Source organism: Cupriavidus sp. HE11, assembly GCF_056097175.1.
The window spans coordinates 73463-89654 of the sequence record NZ_CP184467.1 but is presented as its reverse complement, the minus strand read 5'-3'; the positions used below and the strand labels follow the sequence as shown (position 1 = coordinate 89654).

The 16192-nt window shown below is 65.6% G+C and carries 18 protein-coding genes; 11 read left to right on the top strand and 7 right to left on the bottom strand.

Going from position 1 to position 16192, the window contains the following annotated elements:
* Nucleotides 1-19: 19 nt before the first annotated feature.
* The 7 genes from ACOABP_RS31570 to ACOABP_RS31540 form a co-directional block, all read right to left on the bottom strand.
* A complete protein-coding gene (locus ACOABP_RS31570; RefSeq protein WP_474231766.1) occupies nt 20-1723 on the bottom strand; it encodes a M30 family zinc metallopeptidase in 1704 nt (567 codons plus the stop codon).
* 104 nt (nt 1724-1827) lie between these two features.
* Nucleotides 1828-2820 (bottom strand): hypothetical protein, encoded by a 993-nt coding sequence (locus ACOABP_RS31565; RefSeq protein WP_474231765.1) that lies wholly within the window; start codon nt 2818-2820, stop codon nt 1828-1830.
* A 76-nt stretch (nt 2821-2896) separates the two neighbouring features.
* Nucleotides 2897-4426 carry a helicase HerA domain-containing protein gene (locus ACOABP_RS31560; protein ID WP_474231764.1) on the bottom strand — a complete coding sequence of 510 codons (1530 nt, stop codon included), beginning with the start codon at nt 4424-4426 and terminating at the stop codon, nt 2897-2899.
* An 11-nt stretch (nt 4427-4437) separates the two neighbouring features.
* Complete coding sequence (locus tag ACOABP_RS31555) at nt 4438-6399, bottom strand: ankyrin repeat domain-containing protein (protein WP_474231763.1); 1962 nt, start codon at nt 6397-6399, stop codon at nt 4438-4440.
* A gap of 50 nt (nt 6400-6449) precedes the next feature.
* Nucleotides 6450-6623 (bottom strand): hypothetical protein, encoded by a 174-nt coding sequence (locus ACOABP_RS31550; protein WP_474231762.1) that lies wholly within the window; start codon nt 6621-6623, stop codon nt 6450-6452.
* A 2-nt stretch (nt 6624-6625) separates the two neighbouring features.
* Nucleotides 6626-6973: a hypothetical protein gene (locus ACOABP_RS31545; RefSeq protein ID WP_474231761.1), complete on the bottom strand. Its 348-nt coding sequence runs from the start codon at nt 6971-6973 to the stop codon at nt 6626-6628.
* An 11-nt stretch (nt 6974-6984) separates the two neighbouring features.
* Entirely contained in the window at nt 6985-7968 is a 984-nt protein-coding gene (locus tag ACOABP_RS31540; RefSeq protein WP_474231760.1) for a hypothetical protein, read from the bottom strand.
* A 91-nt stretch (nt 7969-8059) separates the two neighbouring features.
* On the opposite strand from ACOABP_RS31540, the gene ACOABP_RS31535 reads away from it, so the two are divergent.
* The 11 genes from ACOABP_RS31535 (at nt 8060) to ACOABP_RS31485 (ending at nt 16159) form a co-directional block, all read left to right on the top strand.
* Nucleotides 8060-8584 (top strand): hypothetical protein, encoded by a 525-nt coding sequence (locus ACOABP_RS31535; RefSeq protein ID WP_474231759.1) that lies wholly within the window; start codon nt 8060-8062, stop codon nt 8582-8584.
* Nucleotides 8585-8644: 60 nt separating this feature from the next.
* On the top strand, nt 8645-9532 hold the full coding sequence (locus tag ACOABP_RS31530) for a hypothetical protein (protein ID WP_474231758.1): 888 nt from the start codon (nt 8645-8647) through the stop codon (nt 9530-9532).
* Between the two features lie 152 nt (nt 9533-9684).
* Entirely contained in the window at nt 9685-10509 is an 825-nt protein-coding gene (locus ACOABP_RS31525; protein WP_474231757.1) for a hypothetical protein, read from the top strand.
* 1 nt (nt 10510) lies between these two features.
* Nucleotides 10511-11011 carry a hypothetical protein gene (locus tag ACOABP_RS31520; protein WP_474231756.1) on the top strand — a complete coding sequence of 167 codons (501 nt, stop codon included), beginning with the start codon at nt 10511-10513 and terminating at the stop codon, nt 11009-11011.
* A gap of 69 nt (nt 11012-11080) precedes the next feature.
* A complete protein-coding gene (locus ACOABP_RS31515) occupies nt 11081-11737 on the top strand; it encodes a YpsA SLOG family protein (RefSeq protein ID WP_474231755.1) in 657 nt (218 codons plus the stop codon).
* Between the two features lie 13 nt (nt 11738-11750).
* A complete protein-coding gene (locus ACOABP_RS31510) occupies nt 11751-12188 on the top strand; it encodes a hypothetical protein (RefSeq protein WP_474231754.1) in 438 nt (145 codons plus the stop codon).
* A gap of 114 nt (nt 12189-12302) precedes the next feature.
* On the top strand, nt 12303-12551 hold the full coding sequence (locus ACOABP_RS31505; RefSeq protein ID WP_474231753.1) for a hypothetical protein: 249 nt from the start codon (nt 12303-12305) through the stop codon (nt 12549-12551).
* A complete protein-coding gene (locus ACOABP_RS31500) occupies nt 12545-13360 on the top strand; it encodes a DUF6884 domain-containing protein (RefSeq protein ID WP_474231752.1) in 816 nt (271 codons plus the stop codon). Before ACOABP_RS31505 ends, ACOABP_RS31500 begins: the two co-directional genes overlap by 7 nt.
* A 2-nt stretch (nt 13361-13362) precedes the next feature.
* The gene (locus ACOABP_RS31495) at nt 13363-14169 is read left to right on the top strand and encodes a hypothetical protein (protein ID WP_474231751.1); all 807 of its coding nucleotides are present in this window, start codon (nt 13363-13365) and stop codon (nt 14167-14169) included.
* A 20-nt stretch (nt 14170-14189) separates the two neighbouring features.
* A complete protein-coding gene (locus ACOABP_RS31490) occupies nt 14190-15308 on the top strand; it encodes a toxic anion resistance protein (RefSeq protein ID WP_474231750.1) in 1119 nt (372 codons plus the stop codon).
* A 5-nt stretch (nt 15309-15313) separates the two neighbouring features.
* Nucleotides 15314-16159, top strand: a complete 846-nt coding sequence (locus ACOABP_RS31485) for a hypothetical protein (protein ID WP_474231749.1) — start codon at nt 15314-15316, stop codon at nt 16157-16159.
* Nucleotides 16160-16192 lie beyond the last annotated feature (33 nt).

The following is a 16192-nucleotide window of genomic DNA, read 5'->3' as shown; positions in this document are numbered from 1 at the left end:
CAAAGCCGCCCCAATAGCATTACTGGATCACGATCGACAGCGTGCTGCCTGCCGGCACCTTCACTGTCTCAGTGTAGGTCCCCTTGACCGCCTTGCGTACCACCGGAAGGCTGGCATACGGCTGCAGCGTGGCCGGCACGGCCTGCGTGAGGGTGCGATAGGGCGCAGAGGCCTGCGGATCGATCACCGGCAGCGTGAAGCCGCTATCGGTGCGCGCCGGGAAGCCGAAGCCCGACGGGCTCGCAGCCGCCGGCATCAGCGAACTGGCGGTCGCCGTGAAGCGGCGAAGCTGATCGGTGAACGACGAGTTCGGTGCCACGCTCTTGATGGCGGCGTCCAGTGCCGCGACGGAATCTGTCGTGGTCTTGGCCGTCAGCAGGTTCTTGTAGAACGTCAGGCCCAGCTGGCGATCGAGGAAGCCACCCAGCGAGCCCGATACCGAATAGCTGTCGCACGACGCGCCGAAGGGCGTCCAGTTCAACAGGCTGCAGTTGTACGAACCACCGGCGTACTGCACGAAATTCGGGAAGCGGACATCCCGCACGTTGTTGTAGGTCGGATCGATGGTGTGGCTCGCAAAGTCCTCCATCATCATGGCCGTTGCCTCTTCCAGCCACGTGTCGAACTGGTAGCCAGAGGTACTGGCCACGCCACGGCGATAGAAGTTCTGCATGTGCATGCCTTCGTGGGCCATCGTCATCAACATGGCCTTCATGCCATCGGCGCCGCCCTTGTACAGCGTTTCCGAATCCAGATACAGCGACACCGACTCGTTGCTATACGGGTTGTTCACGTCCTTGACGAGTGCATTGCGGCCGTAGAAATATCCGACCGTGCCAAATGGCGTGCCGTTGTTGTCGAAGTTCAGCACAACGATGTCGATCGGCTGGCCGGTGGGCGCAAGCAGGTTGCTGAAGGTGTGGGGACCCCACATCGGGCCACCCACGCTCTTGAGCATGTCGTAGATCTTGCCCGCAGGCACGAAGCCCGCTTCGAGCGCGTCGAGGATGGTCGAGCTGACCTTGGTCGGGTCGTTCTCGGTGTTCTCCACCCAGAAGTTGATGGTCGTACCATCGGACGCGGTCACTTGGCGCAGCAGCGTCGCCACGCGCGCCGAATTGTCCGAGTGGTACCACGTCTTGGTGTCGTTGACGACGGAGGCGCTGAGGCCAGCCACGATCGAGCGGGTCGGTGCCACGCCCTTCTTGGCGAGGGCCGTCCAGCCGTCGCGGTTGAAGTCGGCAATGCGCGTCTTCGTGCGCTCGTCGTCGGCGCTCCATTGCAGCTGACTCGCGGCCACCGAAGGGAAGTAGGAGGCGGTGAGGGAAAGGCTGGGCATGGCCTGCGGGACTGCAGTCTGGTTCGTAAACACCAGTGTCACGTCCTGTCCGTTCACGCCAGAGATGCTGACCGGCACGTCGGTGGCAGCCCCCGATGCATTGATGGCCTGCCAGACGCCCACGCCCGACCCGGCATAGGTGGTCGCGTCGACGGTGCCGCAGTTGGTGCAGGCCGGCGTGGTCAGGCTGGCCGTCGTGACCGGGCCCGTCGTCGTCCCCGGGGTGCCGGTGGTACCGGTAGTGCCGGTCGTGGTGGTGGTGGCTGCCGTGGCTTGAGTGTTGCCGGCATCGTCACCACCGCCGCCGCACGCGGCGACCACTGCGGCTGCGAGCAGTGCCAAAGCAAAGGACCCCGAACGTGCGAACGTGCGCGAATTGCGCATTGTAATTCTCCTTGTGGTTGTTACCGTGCGACCTCGGCACGGCCTGTTGCCGATATCGGCAATTCTTGAAAGAGCCAGCACCCCCTATCCCGGGGGCGTGGCCGTCAGGGGGCGAGTACGTAGGACGCGCTGTCGGCCGGCTGCGGCCGTGGGTCCGGTGCACGCTTCCCGAAGCGGTCCGCGCAGAACGCCGCGAAACCGATGTGATCGAAAGCCGCGCCCGGCTCGGACTGCGGCCCGGTGTAGTCGAAGATCGCCCGGGCGATCGTGGCCGTGGCCGCTGCCGGGCCGATACCGGTCATCCGATCGGCGAGGCTCACCAGCGCCGAAAAAGCCGGGGTGGCGGCGTAGTCGACGAAGTCCTGCACGCCCCACGCCGGCTCGGAGCCATACACGGGCAGGTAGGCCGCATTGCCCCGTGTGGCGGCCTGCTCGAAGGCCTGCGGAAACTTGGTGCCACGCGGCGCCGCGTTCGCCATGGTCATGGTGACCATGTCCTCGACACTGATGCGTCGCCAGTCCTTGGGCTCGGCCGCTGCGGTGACGGCGACAAGGGCCTTCTGAATGGCGGCGGGACTGCGTTCGTCCTCCACCAGCAGTTCGCAGGCGAGCAGCCGTGCCCGGTCCTCAAAGCCCCGGTGATAGGCAGCAATGAGGTGCAGCTGGTCGTCGATCTGCTCGAACACACCGTAGCCCTGCGGGCGCAGCGCGCAGCGCGGGTAGAGCGGTGTCACGCACAGCCCCGTGGCGGGCTCCGGCGAAACCCAAAGAGGAAGAGCAAGGAAGACACGTGCCATGCGGCCTTCGGCATGGGTATAACGCCATGCGGCGGCCTGCACGGCCTCCCATTCGAACAGGTCGACCGCACGCACGTCCCAGCCTTCGACGTGGAGGTTGAAGCTCTCCACCGATGCGCGGTCGCCACGCTGGCGTGCGCGCACGAGTTCATCGCCGTGGGCGAAGACCGCGAGCGTCTGGGGATCATGGAAGGCGGCATGGCTGTAGGCATTGCTGAGCGCCGTACGCTTGTGATGCAGCGTGGCCGGGTCCCAGTGCCATTCCTTGGCGACGCGGCCGATTTCCTGCAGTGGCTTCATGTGGTGTCGAAGTTGGAGGTATTGCGTTGGTGTGGCCGGCTTGAGCCGGCTCTTGAGAGGCGGACGGTCCGCCGTGTCAGTCCACGGCTTCCATGCGTCGGGCTTCGCTTTGTTGGGTCAGCAGGACGGATGCCCATTCACTGCCCTTGGCCGAGCCGGTTTCCTTGCGCTGGATGAGGGCGGTCTTTTTGGGTTGGATAGCGCGCAGCTGCTCGGGCGTGATGTTCATCTTGCGCGATGCCATGGGCCAGAACGTGTCGTCAATCCGCAGCATGACCTTGGTGGCCATGGCGGCGTTGAAGTCATCCGGGAAGTGGGTCGGGCTCTGGCTGGCGCAGATCATGCCGGAGCCGAACTTGCGTACCTCGCGCGCCAGTGTCAGCAGGATGTTGTCGTCCTCGTCATCGACAAACGCGTGCGCTTCATCGAGAACAAAAAACTCAACAAGTTCCTTGGTCTCCCCGCGCTCCAGTGCCTTGAGAAAGAAATCGCGTAGGAGGAAGTGCACGAACAGCTTGCGCTCTTCGAGATCGAGCGGGCGCAGGTTGTAGCGCCATACACGGGCATTCGGATCGAAGTCAGGTCGCTTGGCCTTGAAGATGCCAATGCCGACAAGATTTTCCAGCCGGTCGATGACGCCTTTGAGGACGTCGGTGGAATCGTATTTGCCGATGTCTTCGAGCTCATCGCCCGACTTGATTTTCATCACGGCGTCCTTGTAGACATCGATCGCGCGCTGCTTGAGCTTTTCGAGGTCGGCTTCCGCTTCCTCGTCGCTAAACTCGGCCTTGCCCGCCTTGATGGCCTGCAGCGTCTTGCGACGCAGGTTCGCCGCAGCGCCGTTCACTTTCTCCAGCAGCGAGATCGCTTCCTTGTCAGCGCCGATGAACGATTCCAGATACTTGCGGCGGGCGAAGCGCAGGGCGTCTTCGAGCGACGGGCAGGTGCGGCCGGTGAATTTCGGGGGCCAACGCGTGATGCCCCCCTTGTACAGCTCGACCGGGAGCCACCAGCTGCCCATGGCGCGATCCCAAGTGGGCCACCGCTGGGTCTTCCGGTCAAAAAAAGCCTTGGCCTCTTCCTTCTCCTCGAAGGGCAGCTCGATGTAGAAGCGGTTGCCGTCGCCGCCGAGCAAACGCGAAGCGGACTCGTCGATAATCCACGTCGACGGATCGTGCTGGTAGATGCCGTGCAGGGCATAGACATCGTTGAGAATGTTGCGCAGACAGGCGCGCTGCTTGTCGCCGAGCTTGTAGCCGACCTTGTCGAGCGTCTTCAGCAGGCCGTTGATGGCCTTGCGCGGGCCGCCATAGTCCGGATCCGATCCGATGCGCAGAGGGTTGAGCCCATACTCCGACTGCTCGGAAAACTTGATCTCGCTCGCGCCCTCGATATTGATGTCCCCGTGGATGTCGAAGACGTGGATGCGCGGCGCGTTTGCGCCAGCCGTATCGAGGACCTGCTGGATGGCTGCCCGGATCTGGTGCGTCTTGCCGGCGCCGGTGCCGCCCGTGATCTGGATATGCGGGTTCAGCAGCGTTGCAAAGTCTGAGCAGACAGGCTGCTTGTACTGGGCGTGATGCCCCCATTGAATGCGTGGATGCATGGATCTCGTTCTTATTGGTCCGAAACAGATGGCGCCGTGAGCGTGTGGCTCGTGGCCGCGTGTGGCTCGACGGTGGGCGCGGGTTGCGCGAGGCCCACGAGGGCCGTCACCGTCTTCTTGCCTTCGCTGATCGTGTAGGCCACCGTCTGGCGGCCATTGAGCAGTGTTGGCTTGCCCGATGCCATGTCGACCACGACATCGAAGCGGTAGGGCTGGTGCGCGAGCACGGCGCGAAGATCGCCCTTGCCTTCAGCGGCGTAGCGCTCGCATTCCTCGACAAACCAGTCCAGTGCTTCCTGCTTGGGCATCAGGCCTTTGACCGGGTATTCCGCGTCGCGTTGCCAGATCCGCTGGTCGGTGTCCACTTCGTCTGTGCGGAACCGCCGCACGTCATCGAGCAGGGCCGTCTGATCGGCTTCGAGGAGTGACAGTGGCGTGCTGCCATCGTGCGCGATTGCTTCCAGATCGGCCCCGGCGTCTTCCAGCGCCACCACGGTGTTGGTGTAGCCCAGCCCTGCGGCATAGTGTGCGGGGGTGTAACCCTGCCTGTCGGTGCGCGTGGGATCTGCGCCGCTTTCCAGCAGCGTCTGCACGACCTCCGTGCGACCGACGCGGGCGGCAGCCATCAGGGGAGTCAGACGATGGACATGGTGCAGGCGGTCGACCTCGATCGGCTGTGCGGCGAGCTTGCGAATCGCACTGGCCGGACGACCTTCTTCGATGGCGTCATAGAGCTTGTTCTCGGCGGCGCTCACGCGCAGCAGCGTGGTCTGGCGAACGCCGTTGTAGACGCTGTGTTCCTTGACGGTACCGGCAATGTGCAGGCGCTCGCCCGGCATGCCGATGTCGGCGCCGGTACAGAACCACACCATGACGTTGCCATCGTCGTCGCGCATGCGGTAGAGCATCTTGTCCCCGTACTGGTTGCCGGGGATATGTTTGCGGCCAAGAATGGTGATGGCGCGCTCGATCTTGCCCTCTGGCTCGCCGACAAACTGGCTTTCGCGGGTATCGTTGGCGATCAGACGCTGCATCTCGGCGTTGTCGAACGCGGCCACGGCCGAGGCCAGCATGCCGACAAAGCGCATCGAAACCGTCTCGCCGCCGCCGAGCGTCGCGATGTTGTGCAGGTAGGTGGACTGCGTGCGCTGCGCATCGACCTCGGGTGAAGTCAGCCAGTTGCGAACCTGCTGGGCTTTTTCGCGGTCGCCGGCTTGCACCTGTGCCAGTGCGGAGCGGCCACGGCGCGGCATGAAGTGCTCGCGCACGGCATCGGCAGTGGAGAGCACCAGCGTCAGGTAGGCCGTTTCCTTCGAGATGTAGCCACCCACCCGGACCTCCGCGCAGGCCGCTTCGAGGACGTGATCGACGCGCACGCGGTCGGCAGCGGCATCGCCGCCGAAGTACTCCTCGTAGTCGGTCAGGTCGTCATGGATTTCGTAGAGTGCCTGCAGCCACGCGGTGTTGGCAAACGGATCGTCGCCATTGAAGAAATCCGTGAGGCAGGAGCGACCCACCTGCTTGAAGGTGCCGGTTTCGACGTCGCGCAGCACGAACGTGGTATGCCGCTCGCGGGCCATCTTGCAGTGGTCGCAGTCGGGGCTACAGGTGCGATATTCGGCGGGGATCTCGTCCATGCCCAGCACGAGCGGCGTGGCGCCCGCCGAAAAATCGAGCTTCGCCATGAAGGCGTAGCCGCGCAGGACAGGCTTTTCGCCGGCGATCGTCACGGAGGCGACCTGCGTCTGAACCCGGTCGGCCTGCGAGCGGCCGTCCGAGAGCGCGATGCGGGTGGCGTTGCCCAGCTTGGCTTCGCCGATCTGCAGCGTGACCGCTTTCATGCCGAGCTTGGTGGCCCGCTTGTTGATCCGCTCGATCACGGCACGCACACGCGGCAGGTTGTCGACCGGAATGCTGTAGGTGCGGGTGAAGGTCTCGGCGGTCTCGGCGGTCTCGGCGGTCTCGGCGGTCATGGCAGGCGGGTCCGGGGTCAGCAGCGGTTCAGGAGCAGGGCACTTGCGAGTCAGCAGGGCAGGGGGGCACAGACGCGCACGGGCGTCGGCAGCGTCAGCGTGGCCGGAAACACGGGGCCGAGGCTCGTGGCGAGCACGCGGGCGATGGCACGTTGGCTGCAGAAGGGGTTCGGCGCATCGGTGCCGCGCGCCGCGCTGGTGGGCGCAGGGGTGTAGACAGTCATGGTCAGGCGTTAGGGGTGTCGGGCGGAGAGAGCCACATGTCGTTCTCGGCCGTCGCGTAGGCCTTGGCGACCGGGGGCGCGGCGCCAAGGAAGTAGTCGCGATCGGGTTCTGCATTGCGCACCATCTCCAGATGCTGCAGGCCCAGCTCGACCTTGACCGCGCGCAGCTCCGGATCGGTCTGGCGATCGAAGAACAGGGCGTTGCGCGCCTCATTGGTGAGCTTGTTGCCGATGGTCTGGGCAACGCCCGCCATCTGGTTGAGGGCCGGGATGGTGAGATAGCTGTCGTCGTTGGCGAACTCGTCGGGCTGGCGTACGCGCAGGATCTTGCCGAACAGGTGGAGGCTCATGGCGTCGGTTTTCAGTACTGGCTCTCGGCGCCAAGCGGCACGCCGGCCGCCGCAGCGGACAGGTCGAGACTCGGGATCCGGGGGAACGCCTCGAACACCATGTCGATGGTCCGCTTGGCAAGGCGCCGGAAGCTGTCGTGGATGTGTTGGGTGGGCAGGCCTGTCAGGCGGTACTCGTGCAGCCGGCGGGCGCGCTCGACGCGAGTCAGCCCGCGCATTTCTTCGACATCCTTGCGCGCGTGATAGCGATAGTTCTGGATGTAGAGCGCGCCCATCTGGGGGACCAGTGCCTGCGCCACGGCCGCGCGCCCTTGTTCGTCGGGCATGTCGGCATTCAGACGCTCAATGCCGTAGGCGCTGATGTCGAGCACGGCTTGCACGGCGGCCTGCACCAGTGTTTCGGGATCCGGCGCGAAGTAGTCGTACATGTTGACCACCACGCTGTGCAGTTCGGGAATGACCGAGATCAGGGCCACGCGCTGGGCGGTGAGCTGGTCGAGGGCGTGTGCGCCGGCCTCGGGCAGGTGCAGTTCGGCCTTTTCCAGCGCGCCCCGGATCATGTCCGTAATGAGGGGGACGGAGAGCTCGCACTTGCCGGTGGCATGGCTCAGCCGCCAGTTCAGGGCGACGATTTCAGCGGACTGGGCGCACAGGCTCTGGATCAGGTGGGCGTCCGTGCCGCGATGCTTGTCCAGCTCCGCGAGCTGGATCATGGCGTTGGCCATGTCCTGCGCCTTTTGCATCAGGTCGCGGCTGGCCGCCACGATTTCCTCGTCACTGCTGTCACTGCCCGGGTGGACGACCACGGCGTTCATCAGGGCGGAGGTGATCTTGAGCACCGCGCACACGCGTCGCGCGAAGGAAGCGGTGCCCGGCGCCGTCAGGAGCTGGCTGTCGAGGCCCGCCGCCAGATGGCGCGCCGGGAGGCTGGCCGCCGTTTCGGCAGCTGCACCGTCCAACATGTGCAGGGAAAGGGGCTCGTCGATGACCGACATGAAGACTCCGGGTTCATTGTTGTCGCAAATTCTACACAAGAATCCGCTTTTATAGAGTCACCAGACATAGATTTCAGATTATCCTACGCACATGAACACGAAAAAAACATTAAATCCGCATGCGAATGACCTCGTGGCAGTCATCGACTTCCTCAAGTGGTTGAACTCATGTGACGAAAGCGGCATTCAACAAATGGAGCAGCCGTTTCCCGGCGTGCGCCTGCTGCCGACGCTGTCGGACCTGTTCGCACTCGCCAAGGACGAGGCCGGCTGGATGCTGACCCTGCACGCGGAGGAAGCGCCGTGGCTGGCGCACCTGCCGCTGCACAGCGCTTATCTGGGCTTTGGCGACGGGCTCACCCTGCTGACCGATACGGTCGAACTGCTGGACGAGACGATTCCGCAGGTCGCCGTCGAGATCTTCGTGCCGTCGCTCGATCTGGTGGATCTGCTGGGCAGCCAGCGGCTGCTGGGCTTCGGCCATGGACGGGGGGAGGGCGATGCCGTGACGGTGACACGCGTGAACCGTGTGGTGCCGCTTTACACCAAGGCACGCTACGACGAGTTACGCCGTACGGCGGTGAGCCCGAGCGCCACCCGCATGTTCGCGCGCTAGATCGCGCTGGGAATTCCTGCAATGCGATCTGTCATGGATCTGGTAAGGGGAGGTCAACCGATGGACTGGCCACACGCAACGCGCCGTCATACCGATGCCAACACGCGGGATCCCGGCGACCACGGCGTCACGGGTTGGCGACTGGGACGGGCCGAGGGGCGACCTATCGCGCTGCCGCAGCGGTTCTGCCTGCGCACCTTGGGCGCGGTGCGTTCGGGTCGTACGCTGGCACTGGCGGCGCTGGCCGAGCAGACCCTCGCGCAAGGCGGTGGCGTGCTCTGGATCGATGGTCAGGTGCACCCGCAGATCGGCGCGGCATTGCGCCAGCAGGCCGCGCGCCACAGCCTGCCGTACAGCACGACGGGCGAGTCCACCGACGACGAGCACGTGGTCACTCAACTCTTCGCCCGGGGTGGCGTCGGCCACTGCGTGCCCCACCGCAGCCACGCCGAGCTGCGGGTCTGGCGCGCCCGCACCGCCCGCGTGTTGCGCGCGATCGCCGCGCAAGACCTCGGGGCCAGTCTCGGTCCCATCCTGCTCGTGTTCAACGAAATCGCCGGGCGCTACGCCGGCGAAGCGATGGGACTGGCCGGCTTGCCGCAACGGCTGCGGACCGCTGGCCACAACCTCGCCTTCAGCGATCCCGAGGTGATACACGAAGCCACGGACGTGGCGGCCTACGCCCGGCAGTTCCTGTTTCACCGTGTGGAAGCCGAGACGTCGTGCCAGTACGCCCGACACGTCATCGGCCCGTGGCCGGCCGCCCCTTCCTTCTTGGGGCTGGCATGGGGCAGCCACACCTATCGGTCACTGGAGGAGGATCTGCGCCTGCTCGAATGGGGGCAGGGCATCTGGTATGCCCATGGCGAGAGCTGCCTGATCCGCGCCGAGCGACCCACCGGCTTTGCGCGGGCCACTGGCCCGCTGATCGGTACCGGCCGCCATTGAACCAACCCATTCACCCACTGACCCACCCCGATGCGCCCCGCCCCCGGGGCGCATGATCGGCCCCGATTGACGAAGATGGGCACGATGACGCCTGCACTTGCTTGCACCGCCATCACCATTGCCGACAGAACGGGCCACCCAACACCTTGACGATGACCACTCTGCACCCGCTTGAGCCCAATACGCACGCCCTCTCTGTTGCGTCCAATACACCCACTGAGACGCCTGCTGAGCGCACTGAGAAGCCGACGGAACCGTCCGATACTTCCACTGAACCGGCGCGAGCGGGCAGTCGGGCGCGCCGCGCCTTCGAGTTGCTGCTGGTTGTCGTGAACGTGGCGGCGATCTTGGCCACCGTGCTGCTGCGGGGACGCTTGTCGTTCGACGTCGCGCTCGCCTGCACGGCCGGCTGGATGCTCCTCAATGCGGCGAGCCTGCTGTACAGCTGGTGGCGCCCGATCGCGACGGTCAAGCCGTCGTCGCGGCCCCTGCGTTGGGCCACGCTCGCGGTGGCCCTTGTCATGCTGTGCGAAGGCAGTGCGGTCGCCGGAGTTGTCGTCGCACGCTGGCGCGCCCAAGACGCTATTGCCGCGTACGAAAGCCAGCGCCGACAGGACATGGCGGCCACCATGGCGTGCGAACGCCAGCCCGACCATTGCTGGCAGGAGGCTGCGCGGCACGCCGGTAGTGCCTTCGGGCTGTCTCTCATGGTGACGATGGGTCCCAAGGACGCCTTCGATACCGCCGCCCGGCGGGAGATCCTGCAGCGCGCCATCGGCATGGCCCGCGCAGAATCAACCGGGGAGGCGCTGCAGGGCCTGCGCACCGTGGACCGCGCCTGTGCCCGATCCCTGTTGTGCAGTGTCTCGCTGGGACGCGTGGATGCGCAGGATGCGTTGAGGGTGCAGCAAACCTTGAACATGGTCGACCTGATGGCGCAGCGCCTGCGCGATCGGGAAGCGCGCGGCGAGCCCTGATATGGACGCCACACTCACCGGCCGCACGCTGCACGCGGCGCTCGTGCAGCTGGCCGAGCGCTGGCTGCGCCGGCGGGGCTTCGGCGTGACCGCCACCGAGTTGCATGCTGCAGGCTGTCGCGAGCAGATGGATGCGATCGGGTACCGCACCAACGCCTCGGCCATTGTCGAATGCAAGACCTCGCGGGCGGATTTCCGTGCAGACTTTCGCAAGCCGGAACGGCAATCCGGCGGGTTGGGGACCTACCGATTCTACTTGTGCCCGGAAGGACTGATCGTGCCCGAGGAGTTGCCCACGCGCTGGGGGTTGCTCTGGGCGCGCGCCGGGCGCGTCGTCGAGGTCAAGGTGCCGACCGGCAACAACTGGCCCGCCTTCCATCCCGCTTACCCGCATGGCGACTGGACCGCGTTCATGCACGAGCCGGACTATGCGGCCGAGCGGATCATGCTGTTTTCGATCGCCCGACGGCTGGCCGCCGGCCAGCGTACGCGCCGTGGGTAAATTGCGGCTTCCGGCCTTGGCGTCGCCCCGCATGCCGAGTATCATACTGATACCAGTCAACCTGACGCCATGATGCCAACGCATGCCGGTCCGCCGGCTGACCCTTCGCCAGTCGCCAATGAGTCCCCGGTCGCCCAGCGCGACCGTGACAGCGCACGCCTCACGCTCGTCGCCCATGCGTCGGCGAGCTATCCGCCGCGCACGCGCCACAACGCCGACACGGCGGATCTCACACTGGCGTTTGCCGTGGATTTCCAGACCGCCGGTGAAAAGCTGACCCGCAAGCTGGCCGCGCCGCGCTACGAAGCCGTGCCGCTGGTGCTGGACACGGATCCGGTCCTGACCGCGCGCGTCGTGTACCGCTACGTGGCGCTGCAGCGCCGCGCCCACGTGCTGAACATCGCGGGCAACAGCCTGCAGACGCTGGCGCAGCACGGGATCACGCAGGCGGCGCTCAACCGCTGGCTGTATGGCGTCTTGGCCCCGGTTCACCTGCATCACCCGTTCGAGCGCTTCCTGTCGGGCGGGCAGACCGGTGTGGATACCGCAGGGCTCGTCGTGGCGCTCGCGCTGGGCATCCCGGCCACCGGCACGTTGCCCAAGCACTATCTGCGCCGCTCGGCTGAGGGCGTCAACTTCCAGAGCAGCGAGGCAGCCCTGCGGGCCGATCTGCTCGCGCAGGTCCAGACCCTGCGCGCAAGCCTCGGGCTTGCCCATCATCCGTAATTTTTATTCCACTATGACCGTCAAGACTGCGCCCACCAACCGATCGCCAGCCCGGGCCGCGAAAGCGCCCACGGCCGGCGATATCTCGCCGGCCGGCGAGGCCGGCATGGCCGCTGCGCCAGCCAAGCCCGCCAAGCCCGCCAAGCCCGCCAAGCCCGTCAAGGGTGCAGACAAAGAGGCAGCGCCGGCCGCCGGCACCAGCGCCCTGAGTGTCGAGCAGCTGGTCGCGCTCAAGGATGCGCTGGGCTTCGCGGACTATCAGGCCATGGCCGATGCCTTGGGGCTCTCGGAAGTCAGCGTCAAGCGCATGATGACCAACAAGCAGAGTGTGACCAAGCAGGTCGCGTTTGTGCTGCTCGCCCTGCGTTATTTCGCCGACCACCCGCGTGCCGGCAAGCAGTTCGACGACTACCTGATGACGTTTAACGAGGGCCTGCCGAAGGTCTCGTGAGGCGATCCACTGGCGTGCTTTCCGGTCCCCACTCAATGAGTGCAAATAGTTGTTGCGCTACGTATCATTACGATACTAGAATGTCCCTAACGACATTCCGCGAGACCGCTTCCGATGCGCGACAATTCCACCGAATATGCCTTCAACGGGCTGGCCGGCTGCGTGACGCAGCGCATGGCCGGTGCCGTGCTGGTGAGCCTTTACGCCGCGAAGCCGGCCGGGCTCGATGCAAGCGCCGGCAAATGGGCGACCGTGTGCGAGACGCATGGTGCCATCTGCAATCATCGGCGGCGCTTGACCGCAGAACGCCACCTGTCGGATCCGTCCGGATGGTGCGAAGACTGCCGGGGGGCGACATGCTGAGCCGCGTGGATCCGCTGGCCCCGTTCAGTCGCTGGTACGACCGGGCTGTTGCCGGGGCGTGGGAGAGCGAGTCGGCGCGCGAAGCGGTGATGTCGGCCCTGCGTTTTCGACGTCTGGCGGCCCTGCATGCGCAGCGCGAACGGGCGAGCGATCGCCCGGAACATGCGGCGTACTACCGCGAGGAGATTGCGCGGCTGCGCGGCCTGTCGCGCAGCGAGCTGCACCGTGCCCGGGCACTGCGCGCCCAGCCGGTGCGCAAGCCCTACCTGCTGATCGCCTGCAGCGACACCAAGCGTCACGATGCGACGCCCCTGCGTGCGCTCGATCGCTATGATGGCCCGGCCTATCGGGTGCTGCGCAACAGCCTGCCGGCCTTGGGCAACCGACTCCCCATGCGCATCCTGTCGGCGCAATTCGGCCTGATCTCCCCCAACATCCAGATCCCGGATTACAACCGCTGCATGGACGATGCCCGCGCTGAGGCGTTTCTCGCCGACGACCGGCTGGGGCAGGACGTCGCAGCAGAGATGGCGCGGGTGCGACCGACCGACATTCTGGTGATGGGCGGCGCGCGCTATCGCCGCGTGTTGAGCAAGGCGCTGCTTGACGCCGGGCTGCCGGCGCACGTGCGCGTGCTGGCCGTGCAGGGCGGCATTGGCGAGCAACTGGGCCAGCTGCGGCGCTGGCTTCACAATGAACCGGTAACCGACACCAGCGACCTGCGTTCGGCGTGGCATGCCCACCTTTCGGGTGGTCAAGCGACGGCGTCCGCTGCCGATAGGCTGATGTCCCTTCCTTTTTCCGCATGACCGTGAACGATTCCCCCCAATCCCCCCCGTCGACCGCCGTCGTGCCGGCGCGCCTGCACGTACTCAAGACCGAGGTGCTGCCGGCACTCTTCGTGGATACCGCGCGCATCGGCAGCTACGGTGGCGAGGATGGCGGCGCAGCGGTGTTGTCCGTCCTGTCGGCCAAGCTGGAGAATTCGCCGGTTGCCGTGCTGCACCAGCACATCAGCGCGGTGATCGATGGGCTCAATGGTGCGCATCCGCAGCGCATCCTGCGCAAGTCGACGTGGTTCTCGAAGCTGATGGGCCGCGAGATCGAGGCGAATGTCCAGTATCAGGTCTCGCGCATGGATCTCGAAGAACGGGTGCGCAACGCCCAGCAGACGGCTGAGGACGTGCGCACGCTGATTGGCGAGATCGAGGCGGCGATCGCCGCCAGCGCGGCCCAGATCGCGGAGCTGCGCACCTGTGTGCAGGCCGGCCGGGAATTCCTCGCCGAGCATCCGCAGGCGGGCGTACCCACCGAAGCGCTGGCGTTCGACAACCCGCGCGAGCGATTCACCCGGCGTGTGACCAATCTGGCCATGCTGCTGCAGTCCAGCGAAGCCGAGGTGGTGCAGCTGGGCATCGCACGGGGCAATGCGATCGGCATGCTCGATCGCTTCTCGGAAACCTGCACGGTATTGCTGCCGGTGTGGCGCAGCAATGTCGTCGGGCTCCTGAACAATGCCGAGCTCGACAGCGACAAGATTGCGGCCGCCACCAAGGCCCACGACGACCTCATCAATAGCCTCGACCGCAGCGTGAAGGCGCCGGCGGCCCTGAACTGAATCGGAATCGGAATCGGACCATGCAGACCTCCATCATGACGACCCAGACGACCCTGCCGGCGGTGCTCCAAGACAAGGCGCTGGCCGAGCTGGGCCTGAAGCCGGAAGACCTCGGCGAGATCCAGACCCTCGCGCAGCAGATCGATGCCAGCAACCCCCTGAGCGTGGCCGAGTTCGGCCAGTCCATCGACAGCCATGCGTCGGGCTACGCCGACATCCTGCTCGGACAGGTGAACAACCGCGATCTTGACGAGGCCGGTGCGAAGCTCTCGTCGGTGGTCAATATTGCCCGCGACGTGAACATGGGCGCGCTCTCGGACCGGCGCTCGCGCCTGCCTATCGTGGGCCCCGCAATCGACTGGATGCGCCGGCGCGCGGTGAGCGTGCAGGACCGCTTCCAGTCGGCGAAGACGCAGATCGAGACGTTGGTGAGCGAGGTCGAGACCACGCGTAACGGGCTCGTCTCGCGCAACGGGACGTTGCAGACGATGTTCGAATCGGTGCAGACCGAGCACCGGCTGCTGGGCCTGCATGTCGCGGCCGGCAAGGTCCGGCTCGACGAGATCCGTGCGCAGGCGGACGCGCAGCGCGCAGCGGCGCAGAGCGCAGCGGCGCAGAGCCCTGCTGACGTGCAGCAGGTCGCCGACCTCGACAGCATCGTCGCCAATCTGGACCGGCGCGTGACCAACCTGCAGGTGCTGCAGCACGCGGCGTTGCAGAGCCTGCCCTTCATCCGGGTCCTGCAGCAGAACAACCAGACCCTCGTCGAAAAATTCGATACGATCCGCACCATCACGATTCCCGCATGGAAGCGCGATTTCGTGCTGGGGCTCAGTCTGAACGAGCAGGAGAACGCGGTCGAGCTCGCCCAGAACATCGACGATGCGACCAACGAATTCATGCGCCGCAACGCGAGGCTGCTGCACCAGAATGCCGTCGCGACGGCCCAGTCCAACCAGCGTAACGTGATCGACATCGACACGCTCAAGGCCGTGCAGCAGGAACTGATCAACACGGTGCAGGATGTGATCCGTATCCAGCAGGACGGGGCCAAGTCCAACCAGAAGGTCGAGACCGAACTGCTGGCGATGCGCGGGGATCTGCAAGCCAAGCTCACGCGCGCGAACGGTAAGGCCTGACGATCATGGTCTCTACGCAAGACGAATCCGGGCTGATGGGCAGCCGCGTGCGCGCGGCCATGGCAGCGCCCTTGGGTAGGGCCGCAAGCGGCGGCGCGCACGCCGCGCCGGCGGCACCCGTCGCGGCGGTCCGGGTCACGATCCAGATGCCGGCGACACTGCAGCCGGCCTTCGCGGGGCTGCAGGCACGCGCGGCGCGCTGGATGACGCGCGGCATGGTGGTGATGGCCGTGAGTGCACTGGCCTACGTCGGCAGCTGGTTCATCGGTCGGGGTACCTTCACGGACGGTCCGCCCGGGCGCTTGGACGGCGGCGATATTCCGGCGGTGATTGCCGAGGGCGTTGCCGATGAACCGGGGAAATTGAACAAGCTGCGCAAGTACATGCAGGCTGGCGATCTGTTGGAGGCCAAGTGGCGCACGGAAGATGACAAGCCCATGGAGAGCCCGGAAGCGAAGTATGTGCTGGCCCAGTCCGCGTATTTTGCGTTGACCAACGACAGCCCGATGACATCCAAGGAGTATGAGGCGCTGAAGAAGACGCTGCGCGGCCTGATGAAGGATGTGGTGCAGGACGTCAGCGTCCATCCTGACCATTACGATGCCCGTGTGCTCTACGTGCTGGAGAAGTATGCATTGGAGCGCGTCACATCGGACCGGGCGCGCAGCGTGGATCGCGAGGTCGAGGCAGACCGCGCCAAGGCCCGGCAGCAGGGGATGATCGGCAAGCTGGTGAGCATGCCGGTCGTGATCCTCGGCTTGGTGACCTTTCTGTTCGGGCTGGCGATGCAACGACGTGTCGAGCGCATCGACAGTGCACTGGGGCGGACCAATCTGGGGCGGACCAATTGAAACCACGCATCACACCACGGGTCATGTTCCGAA

Coding starts and splice junctions, on each gene's coding strand:
- ACOABP_RS31550 (WP_474231762.1), bottom strand. CDS start 6,623: ATGACTGTCTACACCCCTGCGCCCACCAGCGCGGCGCGCGGCACCGAT.
- ACOABP_RS31530 (WP_474231758.1), top strand. CDS start 8,645: ATGGACTGGCCACACGCAACGCGCCGTCATACCGATGCCAACACGCGG.
- ACOABP_RS31520 (WP_474231756.1), top strand. CDS start 10,511: ATGGACGCCACACTCACCGGCCGCACGCTGCACGCGGCGCTCGTGCAG.
- ACOABP_RS31535 (WP_474231759.1), top strand. CDS start 8,060: ATGAACACGAAAAAAACATTAAATCCGCATGCGAATGACCTCGTGGCA.
- ACOABP_RS31485 (WP_474231749.1), top strand. CDS start 15,314: ATGGTCTCTACGCAAGACGAATCCGGGCTGATGGGCAGCCGCGTGCGC.
- ACOABP_RS31540 (WP_474231760.1), bottom strand. CDS start 7,968: ATGTCGGTCATCGACGAGCCCCTTTCCCTGCACATGTTGGACGGTGCA.
- ACOABP_RS31510 (WP_474231754.1), top strand. CDS start 11,751: ATGACCGTCAAGACTGCGCCCACCAACCGATCGCCAGCCCGGGCCGCG.
- ACOABP_RS31565 (WP_474231765.1), bottom strand. CDS start 2,820: ATGAAGCCACTGCAGGAAATCGGCCGCGTCGCCAAGGAATGGCACTGG.
- ACOABP_RS31500 (WP_474231752.1), top strand. CDS start 12,545: ATGCTGAGCCGCGTGGATCCGCTGGCCCCGTTCAGTCGCTGGTACGAC.
- ACOABP_RS31555 (WP_474231763.1), bottom strand. CDS start 6,399: ATGACCGCCGAGACCGCCGAGACCGCCGAGACCGCCGAGACCTTCACC.
- ACOABP_RS31560 (WP_474231764.1), bottom strand. CDS start 4,426: ATGCATCCACGCATTCAATGGGGGCATCACGCCCAGTACAAGCAGCCT.
- ACOABP_RS31545 (WP_474231761.1), bottom strand. CDS start 6,973: ATGAGCCTCCACCTGTTCGGCAAGATCCTGCGCGTACGCCAGCCCGAC.
- ACOABP_RS31515 (WP_474231755.1), top strand. CDS start 11,081: ATGATGCCAACGCATGCCGGTCCGCCGGCTGACCCTTCGCCAGTCGCC.
- ACOABP_RS31505 (WP_474231753.1), top strand. CDS start 12,303: ATGCGCGACAATTCCACCGAATATGCCTTCAACGGGCTGGCCGGCTGC.
- ACOABP_RS31570 (WP_474231766.1), bottom strand. CDS start 1,723: ATGCGCAATTCGCGCACGTTCGCACGTTCGGGGTCCTTTGCTTTGGCA.
- ACOABP_RS31525 (WP_474231757.1), top strand. CDS start 9,685: ATGACCACTCTGCACCCGCTTGAGCCCAATACGCACGCCCTCTCTGTT.
- ACOABP_RS31490 (WP_474231750.1), top strand. CDS start 14,190: ATGCAGACCTCCATCATGACGACCCAGACGACCCTGCCGGCGGTGCTC.